The 23,499-nt window shown below is 52.9% G+C and carries 16 protein-coding genes; 4 read left to right on the forward strand and 12 right to left on the reverse strand.

Annotated features, from left to right (window positions below; translation table 11 throughout):
• Positions 1-277 precede the first annotated feature (277 nt).
• Together CXF87_RS01185 and CXF87_RS01190 are read left to right on the forward strand one after the other, a co-directional pair.
• Positions 278-943: a hypothetical protein gene (locus CXF87_RS01185; RefSeq protein ID WP_442906334.1), complete on the forward strand. Its 666-nt coding sequence runs from the start codon at positions 278-280 to the stop codon at positions 941-943.
• 4 nt (positions 944-947) lie between these two features.
• On the forward strand, positions 948-1,529 hold the full coding sequence (locus tag CXF87_RS01190) for a FlgO family outer membrane protein (RefSeq protein WP_101145153.1): 582 nt from the start codon (positions 948-950) through the stop codon (positions 1,527-1,529).
• A gap of 516 nt (positions 1,530-2,045) precedes the next feature.
• On the opposite strand, the gene CXF87_RS01195 is transcribed toward CXF87_RS01190, so the two are convergent.
• From CXF87_RS01195 to rfbB, 6 genes are all read right to left on the reverse strand, one after another.
• Positions 2,046-3,479, reverse strand: a complete 1,434-nt coding sequence (locus CXF87_RS01195; protein WP_101145185.1) for an MBL fold metallo-hydrolase — start codon at positions 3,477-3,479, stop codon at positions 2,046-2,048.
• A 210-nt stretch (positions 3,480-3,689) separates the two neighbouring features.
• The gene (locus CXF87_RS01200) at positions 3,690-4,940 is read right to left on the reverse strand and encodes an O-antigen ligase family protein (RefSeq protein ID WP_232774489.1); all 1,251 of its coding nucleotides are present in this window, start codon (positions 4,938-4,940) and stop codon (positions 3,690-3,692) included.
• Positions 4,941-5,147: 207 nt separating this feature from the next.
• A complete protein-coding gene (gene rfbC / locus CXF87_RS01205) occupies positions 5,148-5,699 on the reverse strand; it encodes a dTDP-4-dehydrorhamnose 3,5-epimerase (protein WP_101145154.1) in 552 nt (183 codons plus the stop codon).
• Entirely contained in the window at positions 5,699-6,583 is an 885-nt protein-coding gene (rfbA, locus tag CXF87_RS01210; RefSeq protein WP_101145155.1) for a glucose-1-phosphate thymidylyltransferase RfbA, read from the reverse strand. Before rfbA ends, rfbC begins: the two co-directional genes overlap by 1 nt.
• Before the next feature lie 28 nt (positions 6,584-6,611).
• Positions 6,612-7,514: a dTDP-4-dehydrorhamnose reductase gene (rfbD, locus tag CXF87_RS01215; RefSeq protein WP_101145156.1), complete on the reverse strand. Its 903-nt coding sequence runs from the start codon at positions 7,512-7,514 to the stop codon at positions 6,612-6,614.
• Between the two features lie 21 nt (positions 7,515-7,535).
• A complete protein-coding gene (gene rfbB / locus CXF87_RS01220) occupies positions 7,536-8,594 on the reverse strand; it encodes a dTDP-glucose 4,6-dehydratase (protein ID WP_101145187.1) in 1,059 nt (352 codons plus the stop codon).
• Positions 8,595-9,086: 492 nt separating this feature from the next.
• Here rfbB and CXF87_RS21850 point away from each other — a divergent pair, with 492 nt between their 5' ends.
• Both CXF87_RS21850 and CXF87_RS21855 read left to right on the forward strand, forming a co-directional pair.
• Positions 9,087-9,296 carry a hypothetical protein gene (locus tag CXF87_RS21850; protein ID WP_232774491.1) on the forward strand — a complete coding sequence of 70 codons (210 nt, stop codon included), beginning with the start codon at positions 9,087-9,089 and terminating at the stop codon, positions 9,294-9,296.
• A 30-nt stretch (positions 9,297-9,326) separates the two neighbouring features.
• Positions 9,327-9,764: a hypothetical protein gene (locus CXF87_RS21855; RefSeq protein WP_232774493.1), complete on the forward strand. Its 438-nt coding sequence runs from the start codon at positions 9,327-9,329 to the stop codon at positions 9,762-9,764.
• A 192-nt stretch (positions 9,765-9,956) separates the two neighbouring features.
• Here CXF87_RS21855 and CXF87_RS01230 read toward each other — a convergent pair whose 3' ends face one another.
• The 6 genes from CXF87_RS01230 to CXF87_RS01255 all read right to left on the reverse strand — a co-directional run bounded on the left by CXF87_RS01230 (position 9,957) and on the right by CXF87_RS01255 (position 23,327).
• Positions 9,957-10,163, reverse strand: coding sequence for a DUF6447 family protein (locus CXF87_RS01230; protein ID WP_101145157.1), 207 nt, complete (start codon positions 10,161-10,163; stop codon positions 9,957-9,959).
• Positions 10,164-10,229: 66 nt separating this feature from the next.
• Entirely contained in the window at positions 10,230-11,111 is an 882-nt protein-coding gene (locus tag CXF87_RS01235; RefSeq protein WP_157826449.1) for a hypothetical protein, read from the reverse strand.
• Positions 11,112-11,198: 87 nt separating this feature from the next.
• The gene (locus CXF87_RS01240) at positions 11,199-12,023 is read right to left on the reverse strand and encodes a SapC family protein (protein ID WP_101145159.1); all 825 of its coding nucleotides are present in this window, start codon (positions 12,021-12,023) and stop codon (positions 11,199-11,201) included.
• Between the two features lie 73 nt (positions 12,024-12,096).
• Positions 12,097-16,095 carry a beta strand repeat-containing protein gene (locus CXF87_RS01245; RefSeq protein ID WP_101145160.1) on the reverse strand — a complete coding sequence of 1,333 codons (3,999 nt, stop codon included), beginning with the start codon at positions 16,093-16,095 and terminating at the stop codon, positions 12,097-12,099.
• 164 nt (positions 16,096-16,259) lie between these two features.
• The gene (locus CXF87_RS01250) at positions 16,260-18,569 is read right to left on the reverse strand and encodes a hypothetical protein (protein ID WP_157826450.1); all 2,310 of its coding nucleotides are present in this window, start codon (positions 18,567-18,569) and stop codon (positions 16,260-16,262) included.
• A 159-nt stretch (positions 18,570-18,728) separates the two neighbouring features.
• Complete coding sequence (locus tag CXF87_RS01255; RefSeq protein WP_101145162.1) at positions 18,729-23,327, reverse strand: beta strand repeat-containing protein; 4,599 nt, start codon at positions 23,325-23,327, stop codon at positions 18,729-18,731.
• Positions 23,328-23,499 lie beyond the last annotated feature (172 nt).

The raw sequence follows: 23,499 nt of genomic DNA on the forward strand, positions 1-23,499 counted from the left end.
CCTTCAGGCGGGGGTAGTTGACTCAAGTTTTGAACCTCTTGGCCGATTTAGCTATTTAGATCTAATCATGTATTTTGAACCCAGTACTGTGAACCTAGCACTTAGAACTAGGCACTTAGCGCTAGGTACGTCGAATTAGGCATGGCAAACTGAGCATAGCGAACAGTCTATCAAAAGCCGTTTTGTAGCAAAAAGGAACCCGCAGGTGCGCACCCGTCCCCTATTATTTCGTTTACCCTCATTCATACGTCCTGTTAGCGTGGGGCTGGCAAGCCTAATGCTCAGCGGCTGCTTCTATGCCAATACATCACAAGCGCCCATTGCTACGACTTACCCCTATACCGAGCAGCAACGCATGCAGGCCGCCCATCACTGGGATGTGCTCGCCCGTCACGAAGCTACCAGCATTTTGCAACGTGAGCGCGTTCGCAATCGCGACTTATATATCACAGAAGCCGACACGGGTGACTTACACGCCTACAGCGGCGGTGAATTTGGGCGTGGCTTCCGCACCCTGCTCACCAGTGAACTGGTTTCACGCGGCGCCAACCTCACCACAGTGCCTACCACTAACAGTGCCAACGTCACGATCGATGTCGAAGTGGTCGAACATCGGGATCGCGATTTTGTACGCCCGCCGGTAGGCGCTTTCACCGCGCTAACCGCTGGCATCGCCGTGGCCACCATTCCCTTTAATCAGTGGAGCGAGCCAGCGCTGGCGTTAATCCCTGCAGGTATGCTTGCCGATACCACCAGCGGCAGTTGGACCCATACCGGTAACGAAGAGATCATTGTGACGACCCAGATTGTCGATGGCGAACGAATTGTCTACTCGTCATCCAACATTTACTACATTAATGCGGGCGATCGTCGTCAATATGCCCCACATCGTGTGCCCCAGGCGCCTACCACTCCCTTCGTTCCTCTTACTGATACGTGGTAATTTCATGCTGAACACACTCTTTTCTAAACGGCGCGCGCCCTCTATCACCCGTATTGCGCTCATGAGCATTGCGCTACTATTGCTGGCAGGCTGCGGCACGCTGGGTAATGCTAACAACCCCCCTGCGGAACCGGAACCCGACCTTTCTGAATTAGTGCACGCCGCTGCCGAACAAATGATCGCCAGCAACCCAGAACTGACGCGCTACAGCCCCATGATTGCCGCCACCTTTGTCAGCATCGACAATTTGAGCCAATCATCCACGCTTGGGCGGATTAGCTCCGAAATCATGGCATCAGCACTCTCGCGCCAGGGCATGGAAGTCCGCGAAGTCAAAATGCGCGACAGCATGTTTATTGAAGAGAGCGTGGGAGAATTGATTCTTTCCCGGCAAGTACAGCGCCTAAGTGCCCAGCACAACGCCCGCTCTATCCTGATGGGCACCTATGCGCAAGGCCAAGACTATGTCTACGTAAGTGCGCGTGTAGTGAGAGCAGGCGACGCTATGGTGCTCGGCAGCGCCGATTTTCGCCTACCGTTAAACAACAACACCCGCAGTTTGTTAGAAGGCCAAGGGGGCTGGTGAGGACTTAGACGCCTAACCATGCTTCCATTTTGAGGACTACCTTAAATACACATCGCCCAACAAGTCGGGCTCCTATAAGGCTGGGTGCAGGCACCAGGTATTGTAGGAGCGCAATTCATTGCGCGATCAGCAATGATCGAGACGCCAAGAGTAAATGCTTCTAGATAACCTGATCGCCCGACAAGTCGGGCTCCTACAAAGGCTAGGTGCAGGCATCAGGTGTTGTAGGAGCCCAATTCATTGGGCGATAAGCGATGATCGAGGCGCCGAGGGTAAATGCTTCTAGACAGCCTGATCGCCCGACAAGTCGGGCTCCTACAAGGGCTGATGCCGCCACCGGGTGCTGTAGGAGCCCAATTCATTGGGCGATCAGCAAGGATCAACGCAACGAAGGTAAATGCTGATAGACAGCCTGATCGCCCGACAAGTCGGGCTCCTACAAGAGCTGGGTGCAGGCACCAGGTGCTGTAGGAGCCCAATTCATTGGGCGATCAGCAAGGATCAAGGCGCCGAAAATCACTCATGCCCTGAAGGCAAAACAACGCTGATGAAGCGTCCGGCTTTGTGGGCCAAAGCTTCTATCTCCGCTTTCAGTACTCGCTTGGCACCTGCATCCCCATGCACCAGCTTCACTTCCCGGGGCCAATGGCGCATTCGCTTGATAAAGTTAAGTAAATCCCGTTGATCGGCGTGGGCGGAGTAACCGCTAATGGTGGTCACCCCCGCGCGGATACCGTAACGCTCACCATCCAACATTGCCCAGCCACCCTGGGCCCCGAAGCGTTGTATATCGCGCCCCGGCGTTCCCGCCCCTTGGTAACCCACAAACAGCACCTGGTGGCGCGGATCACCCAGCATGGCTTTTAAATAATTAACGACCCGGCCACCGGTGCACATACCGCTGGCAGCAATCACCACGGCAGGCCTGCCGCTTTCGGCTAAATAGCGTACCGTTTGCTCATGGGTTTCATGGCTGTCCACGGTATACAGCGCATCAAAATTTAACGGATGCCGTCCCGCTTTCACACGTTTCTGCGCTTCGTCATCCCAAAACGGCTTAAGCTCCCGATACACTCGAGTAAAACGCGAAGCTAGCGGCGAATCGACGATAATCTCCAGCGACTGCCAAAGCGCATCATTGCCCGCCCGGTGGATAATACCCTCCAGCTCGTAAAGCAGTTCTTGGGTTCGTCCAATGCTAAAGGCAGGAATAATCACCGTGCCTTTATTATCCAGCGCCTTTTCTATCGCCCGCTTTAGTAATGCCGCCCGTTCACTGCGCCCCTCATGCAGCCGGTCACCATAGGTAGATTCCAGTACCAATACATCGGCTCTAGGCGGCGATTTAGGCGCTGGCAGTAAAGGCGCGTTTGCCGCCCCCAGGTCGCCGGAAAACACTACACGCTCGCGGCGTTTTGAATGCGGTTCCCGTAACGCGACCTCTACATAGCTAGAACCCAGAATATGCCCCGCACGCTGCAGCTTTACCTTCATGTTAATAGAAGGCGATGCCTCCACGGTGTGCCATTTAGCATAATCCAACGGCACCAACTGTTGCTCTACCCGCTCTAAAAACTGGGAAATTAAACGCGTATCACGGGTAAAACCAATTTTCAGAGCATCTTCAATCACCAACGGCAATAACTTCGCCGAAGGCTTTGAGCACAAAATAGGGCCTGAAAAACCAGCGGCCAGCAAGTAAGGCAACCGCCCAATATGGTCGATATGAACATGAGTAACGATGAGCGCTTTTACCGTCGAAATATCAAAATCAATAGAGAGCTGATCGAAGCTATCCTGCTGCGCATCTTCGCCTTGAAACAAGCCACAATCGATTAATAGTGAAGACTCACTATTAGCGATAAGTTGATGACAACTACCCGTAACACCGCTAGCGCCGCCATGATGAATGATAGTTGATAGAGGAGTCGTCTTAGGGGATATCGCCATCGTCAGCTCTCCAAGCAGCGTCATTAGAAAACACTAGCTTCATTAAAGAAAAACTAATGATATATCGACGATGCAATAAAAAAGCACGAAAGACAATGTTTAATTAGCAAAAAAAAACCGCCACTACCGGTGAGATGATGGCGGGCTTATGGGCGCTGCTGCGCAGTGCCCCATCAATTCAATATTGGTTGCTTTGACGCCGATTGGCAGTCATCCCCTATTACGCACTGCGAAGCTTCCCCACAGCACGGCAAGCAAAAAGGCGTACATCATTACACCGCTGTTATGGATCAGAAAGGCCTGCGACAACCCGAAATCAATGTAGGCCACAGTTAATAATACACCTGCCACCGATAGCGATCGCAATTCCAGGTTAGGGCTGCCAAGTTGGCGGGCAAAGAATTTCATGGGGATCAAGTAAAGTGTTAATAGAACACCCAACCCGACCAAGCCGCGCTTAGCAAAAGCATTAAGAAATTCATTATGAGGATGGCCATATTCAGTTACTACAGGATGAACGGCACCCTTATCGGCCAATATCTGCATGCCTTCCTGGTAGCCATTATCCCCCCAGCCAATGAATGGCTTTTCTTGGATAAGATAAAAGGCGCCCTTCCACATTTCAAATCTCGCCCCTAACGAAGTAGCCTGATTTTCACCAGAGAGATAAAGCGATACATCATTCAGCGCCTCATGAAATCGCGACTCTACACCGGTTTGCGGCAGCGCATACACTAGCGAAAACCCTGCTACTAAGCTAACCAGCAACCCCCCTTTGATCAAACCTGGGAGATGACATGCATAGCCACGGTAGAGCACTAGCAGCACGAAGGGGATACCGACCCAGCCACCACGGCTGCCTGAGAAAAGCGACCCTAGAACACCCATCAGCGCTCCGACCAACAGCAAAGTCAACCAAAGTATCCGGCGGGGCTGAACCCATGCCCAGCCCAGTCCCGCCAAGCAGAGAATACCCATCAGCATGCTCAGGTTGCCGAACTGGATGACATGGGTATAGCCGGTTGCACGCCACTCCCCCTCTGCTAATTTCTGCCACCCAGCCCAACCTCCAGCGCCGATAGCCCCAACGACTAGACCACTCCATATCCAACCTAATCGTGGCGGGTAAGCCATTATCAGCAGCAGAGTTGGCACGGCTAAAAGGAAGCGTATCGGTTTGTCGATGCCCCGCGAGCCTTGACCATCCCACCACGCTTCCAGCATACCTATACTGGCATAGGCAACTAAAGCAGCAATCACCAGCCAGTCCTGACGTTTCAACCCAAGTGTTGGTTGCTTAATCAGCAGCACAATACTGCCAAGCAACAGCATGACTGCCCCCAGCGAGTAACCGCTAGGCACAATCAAGGCAATAGCACTCAGTAGGAACACCGCTAAACTGGTATACAAACGCATAGACATTCCCAGGGTAGTGCGAAGGTGATAAAACATAGTGGTCATCGTTGATTCTTCAACAGCAACTCAGGCACCAGAAAAAAGCTCAGCGAAACGGCCGAGCGTACTAGCATGCAGATGTGACTTCGGTGGTTTAGGTGGCGGTTAGAGCGGCTTAGTTCCTCGAAATTACTCTGCTCACTGTTCGCTAAGGCATGGAGCCGCGTCCTCACCACGGCTCGCTTAAGTAGGAACATGAGAATCACAGCAATATTAGCGTTTAAATACATCCGCAGAAGACAAAGTACTGCCTGCTTGGTCTTTCTCGGAAAGCGCAAACTCTACCGGCAATTCAGGCCATTCAATAGCTAGATCAGGGTCATCAAAACGAATGCAACGCTCTGAGGCAGGGTGGTAATAATCGGTGGTTTTGTACAAAAAGTCAGCCGTTTCAGAGAGCACCACAAAGGCATGACCAAACCCTTCCGGCACCCAAAGTTGACGGCTGTTTTCGGCTGAGAGCTCTACTCCCACCCACTGGCCGAAGTGTGGTGATTCGCGGCGTAAATCTACCGCCACATCCCACACGCTACCCTGTACAACCCGAACCAGTTTGCCCTGAGGCTGTTCTAGCTGGTAGTGAATGCCACGCAAAACACCCTGGCGCGAACGGGAGTGGTTATCCTGCACGAAATCACACTTGCAGCCGGTAGCCTCTTCAAACGCCTGTTGGTTAAAGCTTTCCATGAAGAAGCCCCGTTCATCACCAAACACCTTAGGCGTTAAAATCACCACCTCAGGCAGGGAGGTTTTTTCAACCAGCATTAGTGGCCTCCTTTGGCATCCAAACGGTGTAACAGGTATTGGCCGTAGCCGGTTTTAGCGAGGGCCGTGGCGCTCTCGCGCAGTTCTTCATCGCTTAGCCACCCTTGCTGCCAAGCGATCTCTTCCAGACAAGCTACCTTCAACCCTTGGCGGTGCTCTATGGTTTGCACGTACTGGCTGGCTTCCAGCAAGCTGTCATGCGTACCCGTATCCAACCAGGCAAAGCCACGGCCCAGGCGCTCAACATGCAAGTCACCGCGTTCTAGATAAGCGTTATTGATGCTGGTAATTTCAAGCTCACCACGCTCAGAAGGCTTCACCTGGCGGGCAATTTCAACTACATCGTTATCGTAAAAATAGAGACCGGTGACCGCATAAGGTGATTTCGGCTTAGCAGGTTTTTCTTCAATGGAAACGGCCTTGCCGTTCGCATCAAACTCCACCACACCAAAACGCTCAGGGTCTTTGACCAAATAGCCAAACACCGAAGCACCATCTTCCTGAGCGGAAGCACGCTTTAACTGCTCGGAAAAGTGCTGGCCATGGAAAATATTATCACCAAGCACCAAGCACACCGGTGCATCACCAATGAACTCTTCACCAATGATAAACGCCTGGGCTAAGCCATCAGGGCTGGGCTGAACAGCATATTCAAAACGCACGCCGAACGAATCGCCATTGCCCAATAAATTTTCATATTGAGGTAAGTCTTCCGGGGTGGAGATAATCAAAATTTCCCGAATACCCGCCAGCATTAACACCGAAATCGGATAATAGATCATCGGCTTGTCGTAAATAGGCAGCAGCTGTTTTGAAACACCGCGCGTAATCGGGTGCAGGCGTGTGCCACTTCCTCCCGCTAAAATAATGCCTTTACGTTGCATCGTTGTTGCTCCTTGCTCATTGCCCGTATTACTTACGCGAGCTTGCTATTTCTTCCACGGTTAGCGCCAACTGGCTCTGCCAACTGGGCATATCGATTCCCAACGCACGCTCAATTTTAGCAACTGCCAACCGGGAATTCAGTGGGCGGGCAGCGGGCGTTGGGTAATCACGGGTAGGGATGGCGGCTACATTTTCTGGGGTAATCGATAACGGCAACCCACTATTACTGGCCAGCTGAAAAATCTCACAGGCAAACCCTTGCCAACTAACTTCCCCCCTGGGGGCCAAATGATACACGCCACTTTCAATACGGTGGACAGCTTGCGCATTGTTTAAGGTAGTTAACGCCTGCTGGGTAATTAGCGCAATCAGGCGCGCAGGGGTTGGCGCACCAATTTGGTCACTGACAATGCTTAATGCGTTGCGCTCAGCGCCTAACCGCAGCATGGTGGATAAAAAGCTCTTACCAAAAGCGCTATACACCCAACTGGTACGAAAAATCAGATACTGGCAGCCACTGTTAGCCACCGCTTCATCGCCAGCCAGCTTCGTGGCGCCATAGGCATTACATGGCCCCGTAGCGTCATCTTCCTGCCAAGGAGCGCTGCCTTCGCCGTTGTAAACATAATCCGAAGAGTAATGCACCAGCCAGCAGGAGCGCTGTTGGCAGTATTCCGCCAACAGCGCAGGGAGTTCCGCATTTAACCGCGTGGCTAATGCTAGATCGGTTTCAGCATTGTCCACCGCTGTATATGCCGCCGCGTTCACTACCATGTCCGGCTGGTGTTGGGCTAAGTAAGCACTTACCGCGCTCGCATCAGAGAGATCCAGCGCTTCTCTATTGGGCGCCAGAATGTTACCAACCGTGGCAAGCTGTCGGCGAAGCTCAAACCCTACCTGACCACTGCCACCGGTAATTAATACTTTCATAATCAAATCCTTTTGCTGTTTCTACAAACTGCCCAAACGTTCACCCTGGTAGCTGCCATCCTGCACACGCTGCCACCACTGCCGGTTATCAAGATACCACTGCACGGTTTTCCGCAACCCGGTTTCAAAGGTCTCTTCCGGCGCCCAACCCAGCTCCCGCTCGATCTTGCTGGCGTCAATGGCGTAGCGCAGGTCATGGCCTGGGCGGTCTTGCACGAAGGTAATCAAATCACGGTAAGAGCGCTCGGCGGGCACCAGCTCTTGAAGCAGGTCACACAGCGTTTCGACCACTTCAAGGTTAGCTTTTTCGTTATGGCCGCCAATGTTATAGGTCTCCCCTACCACACCTTCGGTAACCACTTTCACCAATGCACGGGCATGGTCTTCCACATACAACCAATCGCGCACCTGCTGGCCATTGCCATACACCGGCAACGGCTTACCCGCCAGGGCGTTTAATATCATCAGCGGGATCAGTTTTTCAGGGAAGTGGTAAGGCCCATAGTTATTGGAGCAGTTAGTGACCAACACCGGCAGGCCAAAGGTTCGCAGCCACGCCCGCACCAAGTGATCAGAACTCGCCTTACTGGCCGAGTAAGGCGAGCTAGGGGCATAGGGGGTTTCTTCGGTAAACAGGTCTTCTGGCCCATCCAAATCGCCATAGACCTCATCCGTTGAGATATGGTGAAAGCGGAAAGCAGCGGCTTTTTCTGGCGCATTCGTTTGTAAATCCTTCCAATGGTGGCGAGCAACTTCCAGCAGTGAATAAGTTCCCACAATATTGGTGTGAATAAACGCCGCTGGGCCATCAATCGAGCGATCCACGTGAGATTCCGCCGCCAGGTGCATCACCGCATCCGGCTGGTAGCGATGAAAAATAGCCGCCATGCGGGAAGTATCGCCAATGTCCGCCTGCTCAAACGCATAGCGCTCGCTGCCTTCTACCGTTGCAAGCGACTCTAAATTACCGGCATAGGTGAGCGCATCCACATTCACTACTGAGTGCTCGGTATGCTCAATTAAGTAACGTATTACCGCCGAACCGATAAACCCAGCACCACCAGTCACCAAAATGTTCATTTCAACACCACCGCTTACCATCAAAAGTTTATTAGCCAAAACACAAGCATTGCCCATGCGGCGCTGATCACGTCCAAGCACCAAGAGTTTAATGCAGTGATATATTAAAAGGCAGCCATGTTTGGTTAACCTGAAAACCTCTGCAACAGCCTATCGTTACCACTCGAAGCTGACAAAAGCAGAGACTCAACCAACCGTGCACACGTGGCGCACGGTTTGGTGAATAATGGGCTGCAACTCTACTCTAATGCTGAGAACAGCGCGAGATAGCGCTATACGCCCAGTACGGCTCAGCGTCTGTTGCCGAACAAACCACAAGAGGTCGATCCCCAGACGCTAACGTAAGCTATTACTTACATAGTGTAGACAATCTCCTACATTAAAAAAAATTTGCCTCTGTATAATTCGCGCTGGCGTAGAAAGCCAACGCCTCAATGGTGAGAAAACATAAATAAGCCCAGCATCGGGCGAACCAAGGGATTAGCTAGGAGTATGAAAACAATAGTGGGCCTATTAGCAGGGGCGCTGGTACTGGCATCAGCAACTGGCGTGAATGCTGACACCTTTGAAAAACGTGTTTCTGTCGGCGCGATTGCGGGTACAACAGGCTTTGGTGGTGACGTTTCCTGGCGCTTTCACAAAAACCTAGCGCTAACTGGTCGATATACAGATGGGTTGGATTTAGATACCGACTTTGAATAAGACGGCGTTGATTACGATGCTGAGTTTGGTATGAAAGCCGCTAGCCTCAAGGTGGATTACTTTCCTTTTGGCGGCCGTTTCTTCATCTCGGCGGGCGCGATGATGCCGGAAATCGAAGCAAACGTAACGGGAACCCCGCAAGACGGCACAAGCTATGAATTGAACGGCAACAACTATTCAGCAGCGCAAATCGGCTCAGTAGTGGGCACCGCAACGGTGGCAGATAGCATCCAGCCATACGTAGGCATGGGTTGGCGTAGTTCCCACGAAAGTGGCTTTGGCTTCTTCTCTGAGTTTGGCGTTGTGGCCACGAACGTTGATGTTTCGCTTAGCACCACGAACGACTTTGTAAACGGTAACTCAGAATTGCAGGAAGATATTCGCGCCGAAGAGGCGAGTTTGAAGGATGATATCGACAAATTACCGGTATTCCCAGTCGCGCTGATTGGTATTAGCTATACATTCTAAACGCGCTTACTAGCGTCTGAAAGATTAAAGGCAGCCGTTTGGCTGCCTTGTTTGCTTAAACGCCCTAAGTTACGCACCAACGCCCCAAAGCGGTGGACGATACCCTCTTCTAAATAAAAGGTACCAGCGGTACGCCGCCGCATCCTGTTAACGAGGCCATCAGTATAAGTAGCGTTAGACACTTGCCCATGTTCAGTGCTTCTCTTTCGGTAATTCTTCCGATAAAGCGCGGGCGTAAGCCACGCGAGCAGTCTGGTAAATAGCTAACTGCTGCTTAAGACGAGCAATTTCCTGGTCGGTGACACGCAGGTTGAGCACTTGATTCTGGGCATTTTCAGAAAGCTCAGTCGTGTTGTAGCTTTGTCCATCAATGGTAATGGTCTGTTCATTATCGGCCATCGAAAAGATTCCTTATATCGCATAAATTGAACCACGCATGGTAACGCAAAAGGCTGACACTCGCATTTATTCAACAGGACCAAGAACGGCGAGTTGCTGGTTAATGATAAGCGCCACGCGAATGGCCCTTTCTCGCATTGCGGGGTTAGTATGGTCTGCCGCCCCACGCCTTGCCTCACAGGCAGCGATGGCTTGCTGCCGCCCTTGTTCCGCGGTATTCATCGCCGCCCCAGCCGTAATAACCTGGCAGTGCGCATTAAAGGTATCAAACAACGCAGGTTCAATAGGTGATGCTTCCAGCACGGCTTGACTGGGCGCAAACCCCTGACGGCACGTCAGCGCCATCATGTAGTCTGACAGCGAATGCAATTGAAGGCCCCCTGTCGCCGTGTAACCTAACAGCGGAAAAAACGGTGCCAGCCCAGGGAAGAGGTGATTCGGGTATAGCGCGGCCTGCCAATAGCGGCTGGCTACCCGGGTAAAATGGGCGTAATCGGCAATCGGATAAAACTGGGCCTCCGTGAACGGCAGTATTTCAATCGGCGGTTTGGCCGGATTGACCGTGTCATTGGCGACATCCACATACAGAGTGCCCAGCAACAGCGCGTTTTGGAAATATTCACCGCGCAGATCCCCCCACACTTGGCGAAAACTACCGCCCTGGGCAAGAAACGCCTGCAATGCCTTGTAGGCCTTCGCCGCCCCTCCATTAAGCGTAGAGGGATCAAGCCGGGCCAGGTACGTCACCACGGCCTGGGAAATTTCCAGGCACTGCCCTAACGGATAAAGCTTACCCAGCTTCAACGGTTTGTGGGCGCTTAACGACGGGTCACACTGCCGCCGCGAGGTTAGAAACAGCTGCTCAATTTCCCTACGGTAGGGCAACAAAAAGTGCTCGGTAAGCGCCGCCTCCTGTTCTGGGTGCAGCAGACGGGGCTCGTTGGGCAATAGGCCCACCGTGGATAACCTATTCAAAGACAAAGAGTCCAACGGCAGAGAGTTCGAAGCCAGAGAGTTCCCACGCGTAAAACATCGCTAGCGGTCAAAATCAAAGCTGAGCTCTTCGTCATCACCATAGCTACCCAGCACGCTATCCAAGTCTTCCGGCACTTCTTGATGGGCGGTTAACCGGGCGAACATATCCACTCGCTGGCCCAGGCCTTTTAATCGCGCGGTAGAAAGCAGCTGTGCATAAGCCACCGGCAGCGCCTGCTGATGGTGCAAATGGCTTAACGCATCCGCGTCGAGGTTTTTAAGCGCACTCTCGCTAATTGCATAAAACCCCGCCAAACGCCGTGGCCCTTCAGTGGTATTCACTACAGCAGGCCACTGAGTAATTAACCCAACGTTAGCCAGTGCATTAGTCACTTGCTGGGTCGCTATCAGCCCCTGGTGGCGCTGATGCAAAAAGCTAAGGCTTTCAGCGGCTTTACCGGTAAGTTCAGGACGCTCGCCTTGCGTGTCAAAAAGCGGTTCAGCGGCAGGGGTTTCCAGGTCAGTAAGTGCTTGCTTTTCAATACACAGCACTGGGTCTTGGGTGGTGGCGCCATCACCGCTCGCCTGGGGCTTACCCAGGGTAAACGGGCGGCCACGCAGTGCGGCAGGTACATAATCGCCAATCCAGCGGCCGTTTTCCGGGTGCACGTAAAGGTTCTTGCCCTGCTCAATGCCTAGCAGCGCGACCAGTTGAAAGGTATCACCCTGTTTAATAAAGCCGAGTACAAAATTGCCCAGCAGGTGAGAAAGCTCGGCAAAGGCCACGGGCACCGCCATTTGCGCCGCAGCATGCTGATAGCCGGAAACCGGTAACCATGCAGAATGAGCGTGCTGCTCGCGGGAAATAACAACGTGTTCAGACATACAACATCCTTTAAGGAAATAACGTGCTGACCCACAGTGTACAAAAAACCCCCACGTCTGTGGGGGTTGATGATCAGAGGACGAAATGATGTTCGCTTAATTCTTCCGCAGTGACCCCCAATAATTGGATATCAGGAATTGCGCTGTCATTGAAGTAAACGTGCGTGACGTCCGTCACTTCATCTTCACTGTATGCTTCTGTATAGAAAGACGCCACGGGCTCACCATTGGCATCCAACAGTGCTTGAAAAGCATCTGCAGTTCCCGGATTGACGGTGCCAAAAGATTCAACTCCTTCAATCGCGCTAAAATCCAGCGTATCAGGGTAAACGGTAACGCCTTCACCACGGAAAACGCCTCCAGCCCCATTGTTTATCGTCAGTTCAATGGACATATCCAACGTGTCATGCTCCACCTGGAGGTGATCACCGGCGGTGCGTACAGAAAAAGCATCGGTACCAGCAAGCATATCTTTCAGCGATGCGGCAATGGCTGAATTAACATCATCGCCATCAGAGTTTGCATCGAAAACACTGCTTGCAAGATTGTCGGAAATAGTCTGTATAAGCTGAGAACCTGAGCTAGGTAAATACGTTATCTCCAGCGTCACCATGGCCCCATTGAGGGATGTAATATCATCCACTTGCTCATCAAAGAAAGAGGCAACATCAGTAATTTCGGTTAGCACACTGCTATCCGTTCTGAAGTCCATAACGCTTATTAGGTTAAATTGCTCCGGTATAACAAACGTATCCGCCCCTGCACCCCCTGCCATGATGTCTATTCCTTCACCAGCCACCAACTGCTGCTCGCCTTCGCCGCCCAGTAAAAAGCGTGGCTCATCTTCGCTACTCTTGCTTTCCAAGGTCGCTGGCGAGTTAGCCACCAGCATTTCAAACGTTTCCCACTCAAATGGAACGTCACCGTCTTCGATACCCAGCACTGATTCATTCAAACGCAGGCGTACTGGGCTGTCATTACCGTTCAATACCGTCACGTAGCGGTCACTATCGCCACTGAGTTGGAACACCAAATCTTCTTCGCCGTTAGGTGAAACGCTACCAGTGAACGCCTCCCCACCCTCGCGGAAATTGAAACCGTCATCGTAACCCAAGAGAGTCAACGGGTTGATTTGAATATTGCTCACTGCCGACAGATCAATGATATCGCCATTGGCAAAGCGGTAGTCATCAATCAACCTCGCGGTAGCGCCTGCCCCCTCCAGATCATTATCGGTCACCACGAACACCGTAGGGGCTGGCTCACTGCTTGACACCGTGGTGACTGTAACCGAAGCCGCTTTACTTTCTGCTGCATTTTGCAGGCCAGTGATTGCGTCATCATTAACCGACCCAGCGATATTCAAGTGAACCTGTGGGGCACTTCCAGAGGTTGCCAAACTATCAAAGGTGCTTTGTACTGCTGCCGCTTCTTCATCATTATTGATGGTTATTTCAATAGACGCATCTGACGACGTCGTGTCCAGATTCGTGACATTCGCAAACTGCGCAGCAGTCATTTTAATGCCTGACCCCACTTCAATGTTTGGGCCAGCAAAATCGGATGCACCGCTCAACGCTGAAATATCCAGCGTGCCATTAGTCACCGTGAGCTTCTGCACATCCGCTAACGAGCTGGCGGCAGTTAGGGTGAGGGTATCGTTATCGGTAGCCCCCATTTCAACATTCAGCGTTTCGACATCGGCCACATTGTAGGTCGCGGATACTTCACCCTCACCGGCTTGCTCAATAAGCTCGATAGTTAACTCATCATCCTCCAAGCCCATATCGCCGTTTAGAGTAATGCTCTCAGTCGTATTACTTTCCAGCTTTACACTGTAAACATCTGCTTTCAGACCACCGTTTAAGTTACCCGCAAAGTGGTCGCCGGTGGCATTAACCGTCATACGGTTCGTCGCAAGTTCAGTACCTGAAAACGACACACTATCGGCGGCGGTGATCTCCCCTGTCGGGGCTACAGCTCTTATCATAGGCACGAGTAACTCACCCAACGCATCCGACGCGTCTAGCGTTACATTCTGACCGCTAATATTGCCCAGGCTTATATCTCCGCCAACACTGCTTAGGTCAATGTTGACATCGCCGCTACCGGCATCTATATCGTCTAGCGTTACTCTGCCCAGCACATCCGCTGCGTTTACGGTGATGTTGGTGCCGTTGGTGTTGATGGTGCCGAGCGTTAAGCCATCGTTCAGGCCGGTGGCGTTAACGGTAATGCCGTACTCGTCCTGGTCTGCCGCACCTAAGCTGCCATTCAGTGTTGCCGCGCCCAAACCAGAAAATTCGATTTGATTAATCGCGCCGAGTGCGGCATCCGTCTGGAAGTTGCCGTCTGCATTAACCGTAAGCGCTTCCAAACCATTAAGGCTAGAGCCACCAAGGTCGGCATCGCCTGCAGCGATGACCTCTAGGTTAACCAGCTTGTTAGCCTGCAGGTTAATGGCAGGCGCATCATCGGAATTGTGCAGATTAAATACCGCGCTGTACGCCGCGTGAGCAGAGATGTTGCCAGTGTAATTACTGCCTTCCGCAACGCTGAGGTCAAGTGCGGCAGCATTGGTCAGCGTCAGTGTTGTAGTTGCGTTTTGGGTGTTTTCGGCGTCGGCTTCCGGCATTACATCGACGACGGCTACACCGCGGTGGTCTGCCGTGAGTGCGCCACCTGCCGCCCCTAATACGTTTAGGTTAAGATTCTGAGCCCCCAGCAGTGCCGCAGTGGTGTCTACGTTATAACCATTAGCCAATACGATGGTTTCCAGCCCCTGCACATCGCGAGCAGAGAAGGTAGCAGCATGCCCACCCTCACCGTTAAGCAGCAGCGTTTGAACATTACTCATTTGGTACTGAGTGGTACTGTTACTATCGAGCACCAAGCGGTTCTGGCCTTCACCACCATTGATCACCGCATTGACCGTCAGATCATCTGCAGTAGCGGTCAGCGTATCGTTGCCGCTGCCCATTGCAATGGAAGCGGCCTCAGCGCCAGCGATAGTGGCATTGATATCGCCTTCGGCGGTAGAGGCATCCAGCGCTTCCAGGCCATCGCCCACGTCGGTAATGACCAGGGCACCGTCGCCGGTCACGGTCAGGTTGCTGGCGGCAATGCCGTCCAGGTCGACTACGCTGGCGCCTGCCGCTTGAAGGTTGAGGTTTTCAACTACTTCGGCGCCTGCCTCAGCAGAGATAGCAGCGGCGTCGATGGTGCCGTCTTCATCAATGCTGCCAACGTTGCTTAAGGCCAGGGTTAGCGTGTCATCACTGCCTTCGGCGGCGCTTTCGGCAATACCGATGCTGACGTTGTCAGCGGTGTCTGCAAGGCTAATGGCCGCGCCCAGCGCTTCCAGGTTTTGCAGGTTAACGCCGCCTTCCAGGTTGATCGCTTCTACGCCGGTCATATTGGCCGCGTTGAAGTGGCGGGCAATGGTGCCGCTGTTAGAAAGGTTCAGGGTTTCAACGTTTTGTATACCCGCATCGTCGTTAAAGCCTGCAAAGCTGCTGTTCAGGGTAACGTTTAAGGTGTCGTTACCTTCGCCACCGTCGATGCTGTCGTCTGGGTTAAGCGTACGCTCGGAAGAGAGCGCAGAGGCAACAGCATTGATGGTGTCGTCTAATTCGGTACCGGTGAGTGCATCCATGCCGGTGGTCAAAGCCATCCTGTCGCCTTCGGTGGCCTCGGCGGGTGCTTGTGGCTCGATCCCTTCGTTAACACCGTACTGATTGTAGTGTTCTAGTGCGTTTAAACCATTACTATGAAAGGCGTTAATAACATCATCACGGGTGAAGTCAGCGTAGCTGTCGCCATACTTATCGACGTTTTTCAGCTCGGCCAGCTTGGCAACCAAGTAGGCGTAGGTGTCGAATTCCGGCGAGGGGTTAATGCCTTCCGCCATGCCGTATTTGATGTAGTGTTGTTGTGCCTCTCCACCGTTTTTATCGAAGTAGGCCGCCAGGCTAGTTACATTAGTTAAACCAAATTCATCCAACTGCCCCGTTGCTTCTAACTGGTTGAACTTGCTTTTGATATAGAATTCGCTATTAAACTCGACTGCCATTACTGGCCCCCTTTTTTAATATGAGTTGTAGTACCAAAGTAGCCGTAATGAGGCAATACCATCTAGTTAAGCCTCAGCCAAATAGCCTAAGATAAGATTAAAGTCATGTGTATAGGAGCACGATATTTTTATTATCACGCCCCCTTGCATCCAACGGCACCAGGCTATAAAAAATCGCCTACATGGACGGTAATACCAGTCACATTCATGTTCCATTGGTCGGTGGCATTTTCCAACGTAGTTTGCAGCGTCACGCTTATTACCCCCTGAACGTTTAGGTTCTCGACCGCTTCTACTACTCGGGCTTGCTGCTCCTCGGTAGTTGCGCTAACGGTTAACCGCCCTTTACCGCTGGAAGTGCGCACCATTGCCCCAGAGGCCACCAGTGCTTCGTATTGAGCAACGCTAAGCCACAGCCCAGAGTTAACGCTCACATGAGCAATACCCGCCCACTCATCGGCATTGGCCATAGCTGAAACATCCAGCGTGCCGTTGGTTACGGTCAGCGTTTCAGCGTCTCCCAGCGTGCTGTTAGCCGAGAGCACCACCGTATCGTTAGTATCCGCAAAGGTGAATACCAGGTGTTCAGCATGCGCAATGCGATACACGGCTGAGATCTCATCCTGCGCACTATCTGCCAGAGAAAGGGTCAAGGTATCCTCCCCCAGGTCCAAGTCACCACTGACGGTGACTTCCGTGGTGTTTTCCGCAAGGTTCACCGTATAAGTATCTGCCGCCAACCCACCGTTCAGCGTGGTGGTGAACTGCTGGCCCAAGCCATTAACCGTGGCCGTGTTTTCGGCAAACTCCGTACCGTTCAGCACTACCCGTTCACTGGCTGACAGCGTACCGTAGGTAACGCTACCCAATGCGCTCTTGGCATCTACCTCAATCACCGTGCCGGTTAACGCTCCTAGCGTTAGCCCCTGGCTAAGCTCAGCGGCCTGCACCCACAGCGCGCGCGTCGCGCTACCCAGCGCCCCCAAGGTCACGGCCCCACTGCCGTTCAGCGCCACCTGTTCCACGGCGTTTAGGTTAGCGGTGCTTAGGTCCACCTCACCGTTGGCGAGCACTTCCAGCATGGTGGCACGGGGGGCGGTCAGCACACCGGCATAAATACTGTTATTCACTACCGCCATTTGCACGGTAGGGCTGGCGGTTAACGTCAGCGGTGTTGTGTTGCTCTCTCCTGCGCGCTGGCCATTTACCTCCAGCAAACTGGCCCCGTGGTGCAGGGCCGTTAAGGCAGCCCCCGCAGCGCTTTCCCCGCGCAGCATTATCTCTAGCGGTTGCTCCCCCAAGTTAGCCAATAGCGTATTCGCGCTGTGCTGTTCGGTGGAAACCACCCGCTGCAGCCCTTCAACCTTCTGGGCGGAGAACGTCAGCCCTGTGCTGTTTTCCAGGTGCAGGGTTTCGACACTGCGCAGGGTATAGCGTTGGGTGCCACCTGTATTCAGCACCAGCTGGTCGTTGCCTTTACCACCCTCGATCAGCGCATTCATGGCTAACGCATGGTGGGTGGTTATCACATCATCCCCCTTGCCGGTGCGTACCGCCGTTACTTCACCTGCGGTTGCCCCCTGTAGGTTTAAGGTAAGCCCACCACGGTGGGCACTGGCATCCAGCTGGGTTAGGGTATCCGCCACTGCGGATATCGCCGTTGCCCCTTCCCCACTGAGGGTGAGTTGCTGAACCGCGGCCTGGGAGAGTTCCAGGGTGTTTTTCTCTTGCTGTACCAAATGCAGCGCCTCGGCTGCCACCTGCAAGTGCACTGCGCCGTTAAGGGTATAGCGCGGCGCATCTTCTACCCCTTGGGTGTTAACCGTACGGGGCAAGCTAGCGGGGTTATTCAGCACAATATGCTCGATATTACTTAGCCCCCCTGCCTCGCTAAACCCTGCAAAGTGGCTATTTAGAGTGACACTCAAGGTATCGTGCCCTTCGCCACCCTCGATACTGTCGTTTGGGTTAAGCGTACGCTCGGAAGCATGCGCAGCCGCCACAGCCTTGAAGGTGTCGTTTAATGGGCTGCCGGTTAACGTATCGGTAGCCGGGGTGAGCTGAAACACCTCCCCCTGAGTAGCTTCCAGCGGCGCCTGGGGCTTAATGCCTTCATAAACTCCGTACTGTTGGTAGTGCGCCAGCGCGGTTAAGCCCCTTTGCTGAAAAGCGTTAATAACGTCCTCACGGGTGAAATGGGCATAAGGGCTGGCAGTGCCGTCGCCATACTTTTCGGGGTTTTGCAGCTCGGCCAGTTTGGCATCCAGGTAGGCGTGGGTATTGAACGCTGGCGAGGGGTTAATGCCTTCTGCCATCCCGCTACTCAGGTAGTGGGCCTGCGGGTCTATGGCGTGGGTAGCAAAATACCGGACAAGGCTAGCGGTGTCGATTAGGGCGTACTGCTCTAGCTGTTTGGTGTGCTGTAGCTGGCGATATTTACTAAGCAAATAAAAGGTATGGTCAAACGGCATCATGGTTTCCCCGGGGCACACTACTAGGCGTCATTAAAATGGCGTAAGCCTAGCGCAGGGCAGCCGCTCCTGGCTACATGATGTGTTTTATACAAAAAACCCCCGACCTTTTGGTCGGGGGTTCGTTAAGCACCTATCAGCTGAGTAAGGATTAGTAGGTTATTAAGCCATTCCTACATCACTAAAAGCCAAGGCTGCATCAATGGTGCCGATAAGTTCAAGCGTATCACCCGTAACGCCGTCGCCCTGAGCATCACCGGTCCAACGATATATAGCAGAGGAGTCAGCATCAGCAATAACAACAAATGCTTCATTAGCTGTATCAGTAATCGTGCCTCCGCCAACAGCAGTTTGAATAGAACCACTCGCATCAGCCGCATCAGTCGCATTATCAATGAAATACACTGAGTCAGCAGTGATCTCAAAGGTATCGCCTGTCATAACTCTACCCAGAGAGCTCACTGTAAAGCTAATTTGGTCATCACTGCTTTCTTGCCCGAAACCGGTAATATTGGCACCTGTTTCAGCACCCGTGAACGCGAAGGTGTCGTTAGCAACAGTACCAGCAACAGCTACGTTTTCCATAGTCACTGTAATTTCGTTACTTGCTGTTGCACTGATGCCCTTCGTGTTGAATGCATCGTTATAGTCGGCAGCAGCCAGAGTAACTGCTTCGCCAAGATCCACAGTGTCATTGTCGGACAGGACATCGGTGACAGTTTCGAAGCTAGCACTAGTCACACCGGTAACGGTGATAGCATCGGCCTCGTTCAGACCCAGGCTATATTGATCCGCACCAGAACCAGTAATAGTCATCACTTGAGCTTCCGTTAGCTCCACTTCGGCATCTGTGAAATCTACAGCGGTGCCAGCCTCAGTGTCACTTAAACCAGTTAGCATGAACTGAAGGCCATCAACTCCCAGGTCTGATGCTGTTAAGGTTTGATCAACTCCATTCAGTACTTCACTACCACCGACGTTTTCACTCAAAATACTTGAGAGTACATCATCAATATTGTAAGCCGTTGTGACATTAAAATCACTGTGCTGCTGAACGGTTAAGTCAAGAGCTAAAGGCGTCGGATCATCGTTTGTAGTTACTTCGACAGCGCCCGCTAGAACACCATCAGTATCACCGGCATCAATAACCGCCTGGATGGCCGTTGCCGCGTCAACAATGTTGTAGCCAGTCGTGACGTTAAAATCACTCTGCTGCTGAACGGTTAAGTCAAGGGCTAAAGGCGTCGGGTCATCGTTTGTAGTTACTTCGACAGCGCCCGCTAGAACACCATCAGTATCACCGGCATCAATAACCGCCTGGATGGCCGTTGCCGCATCAACAATGTTGTAGCCAGTCGTGACGTTAAAATCACTCTGCTGCTGAACGGTTAAGTCAAGAGCTAAAGGCGTCGGATCATCGTTTGTAGTTACTTCGACAGCGCCCGCTAGAACACCATCAGTATCACCGGCATCAATAACCGCCTGGATGGCCGTTGCCGCGTCAACAATGTTGTAGCCAGTCGTGACGTTAAAATCACTCTGCTGCTGAACGGTTAAGTCAAGGGCTAAAGGCGTCGGGTCATCGTTTGTAGTTACTTCGACAGCGCCCGCTAGAACACCATCAGTATCACCGTCATCAATAACCGCCTGGATGGCCGTTGCCGCATCAACAATGTTGTAATCAGTGGCGACATTAAAGTCAGACTGTTGCTGAACAGTTAAATTTAGCGCTAGCGGATTCGGATCATCGTTCGTAGTGATTGCAGTTGCGCCAGCTAGAATACCATCCGTGTCGCCGTCATCGATCAGGCCTTGGATAGTTGCCGCTTCATCAACAATACTGTAGACATCACCTAGCTTGGTCGCATCGGTGGCTTCTTTCACAGTAAGTACGCCGCTGGCAACGGTCTCGCCTGCGTTACCACTGTCATCGATAGTCGTGGTGGTGACAGAAGAGGACTTGCCATCCGCAGCTGTTTCCAGCGTGTCGAGCGCATCGGTGCCGACTGATTCAGAAACGTTGAGGCGAACGCGAGGTTCTGTACCGTCAACCAAAGTCAAATCGTTAAACGCTTGAGCAACTGCCTGGGCTTCTTCGTCGCTGTTGACCGAGATTTCGATGTTGGAATCGGTAGCCGCATCCAGCGAAGTAAGGCCAGCAAACTGAGCAGCGGTCATCTTGATACCGGAAGCTATAGAAACCTCTTCACCAGTGAAGTCCTCCACAGCGGTGATATCAACGGTACCGTCACTGACGTTAATCGTTTCGACACCCGCTAACGAGCTGCCAGCCGTTAATACAACAGTATCGTTGTCGCCATCACCCATATCAAAGTTGAGTGTTTCAACACCAGCGATGTTGTAAGCCACATTTACGGTTTGAGTGGCGCTGTTGTCTTGGTCAACGTTAATAGTTAACGAATCGTTTTCGGCGCTGCCCTGAATATCCAGATCACCAGTAAGCTTTAGCTTGGTGGTGTTATCCGTTAGGTTAACTGTAAACGCGTCTTGCTGAATGCCGCCGTTTAGCTCAGCAGCGAAGCTATCGCCCGTGGCGTTAATGACCGCGGTGTTGCCGGTCAGCTCTGCGCCGTTCAGAGTAACGCTTTCGCTGGCGGTAATAGCGCCGTAAGTCACCGTGCCCAGCGCGCCAGTAGCATCAACGGTTACGTTAGCACCTGCTAGTGTGCCTACATTAATAGTGCCGCCGACATTGCTGAGGTCGACGTTAACGTCGCCGCTGCGGGCGTTAATGGCATCCAACGTTACCGTGCCCAGCACATCCGCCGCGTTCACGGTGATGTTGGTGCCGTTGGTGTCGATGGTGCCAAGCGTTAGGCCATCGTTCAGGCCGGTAGAGTTAACGGTAATGCCGTACTCGTCCTGGCCTGCCGCGCCTAGCGAGCCATTGATAGTGGCTGCACCACTGCCGGAAAGTTCGATTTGGTTAATCGCGCCCAAAGCAGCATTAGTTTGGAAGTTGCCTGCGGTGTTGACCACCAGCGCTTCCAAGCCGTTTAGGGTAGAACCGTTGAAGTCGGCATCGCCTGCGGCGGTGACTTCCAGGTTAACCAGTTTGTTGGCCAGCAGGTCAACAGCAGACGCGTCGTCAGCGTTTTGCAGGTTGAACACCGCGCTGGTGGCGTTGGTGGCGGTAACGGTGTTGTTTAATTCGCCAGCCACCGCTATTTCCAGCGACTGAGCTTTATTGGCGGTGATATCACCTTGGTAGTCGCTACCTTCTGCGACGCTGAGATCTAGCGCGGTAGAGTTGGTCAGCGTTAGCGCCGTGGTAGCGATTTGGGTATTTTCAGCGTCGGCTTCCGGCGTTACATCAACAACGGATACACCGCTGTGATCCAGCGTGAGTGCATTACCTGCCGTGCCAAATACGTTCAGGTTGATATCCTGAGCGCCCAGGCGGGCAACGGTGGTGTCAGCGCCGTAGGCATCGCCCAGCTCCAGCGTTTCCAGCCCTTGCACATCACGGGCGGAGAACGTGGCAGTACCGGTTGTCGCAGTCAGGCCCAGCGTTTGGATGTTGCTCATCTGGTACTGGGTGGTGGTATCGCTGCTCAGGTTGAGGCGGTTTTGGCCTTCGCCACCGTCGATTACGGCGTTGGTGGTCAGGTCGCCCGCTGCCGCAGTCAGCGTGTCGTTGCCGCTGCCCAGAGTAACGGAGGCCGCATCGGCGCCGGTGATGGTGGCATTGATATCGCCTTCGGCGGTCGAGGCGTCCAGCGCTTCCAGGCCGTCAGCTACGTCGGTAATGACCAGGGTGCCGTCGCCGGTCACGGTCAGGTTGCTGGCGGCAATGCCGTCCAGGTTGACTGCGCTGGGGCCTGATACTTGAAGGTTGAGGTTTTCAACCGCTTCGGTGCCTGCGTCGGCAGTGATAGTAGCGGCTTCAATGTCGCCGTCTTCATCAATGCTGCCAACGTTGCTTAAGGCCAGGTTGAGTGTGTCGTCGCTGCCTTCGGCGGCGCTTTCGGCAATGCCGATGCTAACGTTGTCAGCGGTGTCAGCAATACCAATGGTCGCGCCCAGCGCTTCCAGGTTTTGCAGGTTAATGCCGCCTTCCAGGTTGATTGTTTCGACACCTGAAATGTTCGCCGCGTTGAAATTGCGGGCAATGGTGCCATTGTTGATCAGGTTCAGGGTTTCAACATTCTGCACACCAGCATCGTCATTAAAGCCTGCGAAGCTGCTGTTCAGGGTGACGTTTAAGGTGTCGTTACCTTCGCCACCGTCGATGCTGTCGTCTGGGTTAAGCGTACGCTCGGAAGAGAGCGCAGAGGCAACGGCATTGAAGGTGTCGTCTAATTCGTTGCCGGTGAGTTCGTCCGTGCCGGTCGTGAGATCTACCGTTTCACCTTCGGTGGCTTCGGCGGGCGCTTGCGGCTCAATACCTTCGTTGATGCCGTACTGGTTGTAGTGGTCTAGCGCGGTAATGCCTAGGCTTTCAAAGTACTCAGCCAGCTGTGCGACGGTCCAGTCGGCGTATTGGCCTTCGTACTGCTCATCTTGGAGTTGCTCTAGCTTCGCTTCTAGGTAAGCATTGGTATCGAACTCAGGCGATGGGTTAATACCTTCCGCCATGCCGTTTGATAGATAATGGGCTTGGGCGTCTACACCGTTTTCGTCAAAGTAAGTCGCAAGGCTTGCCACGTCGGTCAAGCCAAACGCTTCCAACTGCCCTGTTGCTTCCAGTTGGTTGAATTTGCTTTGGATGTAGAATTCGCTATTAAACTCAATTGCCATGGTAGGCATCTCCTTCATATTCCCAATTATAACTGTACCCAATGGATACGCTTTTAAAGCTTATTTGATGCTTATGTAGTGCAATGCGTGCCAACCTGGGGATGGCGCCCAAGGCGACACTACGAGCAATGGGCCAATTGCCCGCCTAGCTTTTATTACCGTTTTTTGCTGC

Source organism: Halomonas sp. MES3-P3E, assembly GCF_002836035.1.
Lineage (GTDB): Bacteria > Pseudomonadota > Gammaproteobacteria > Pseudomonadales > Halomonadaceae > Vreelandella > Vreelandella arctica.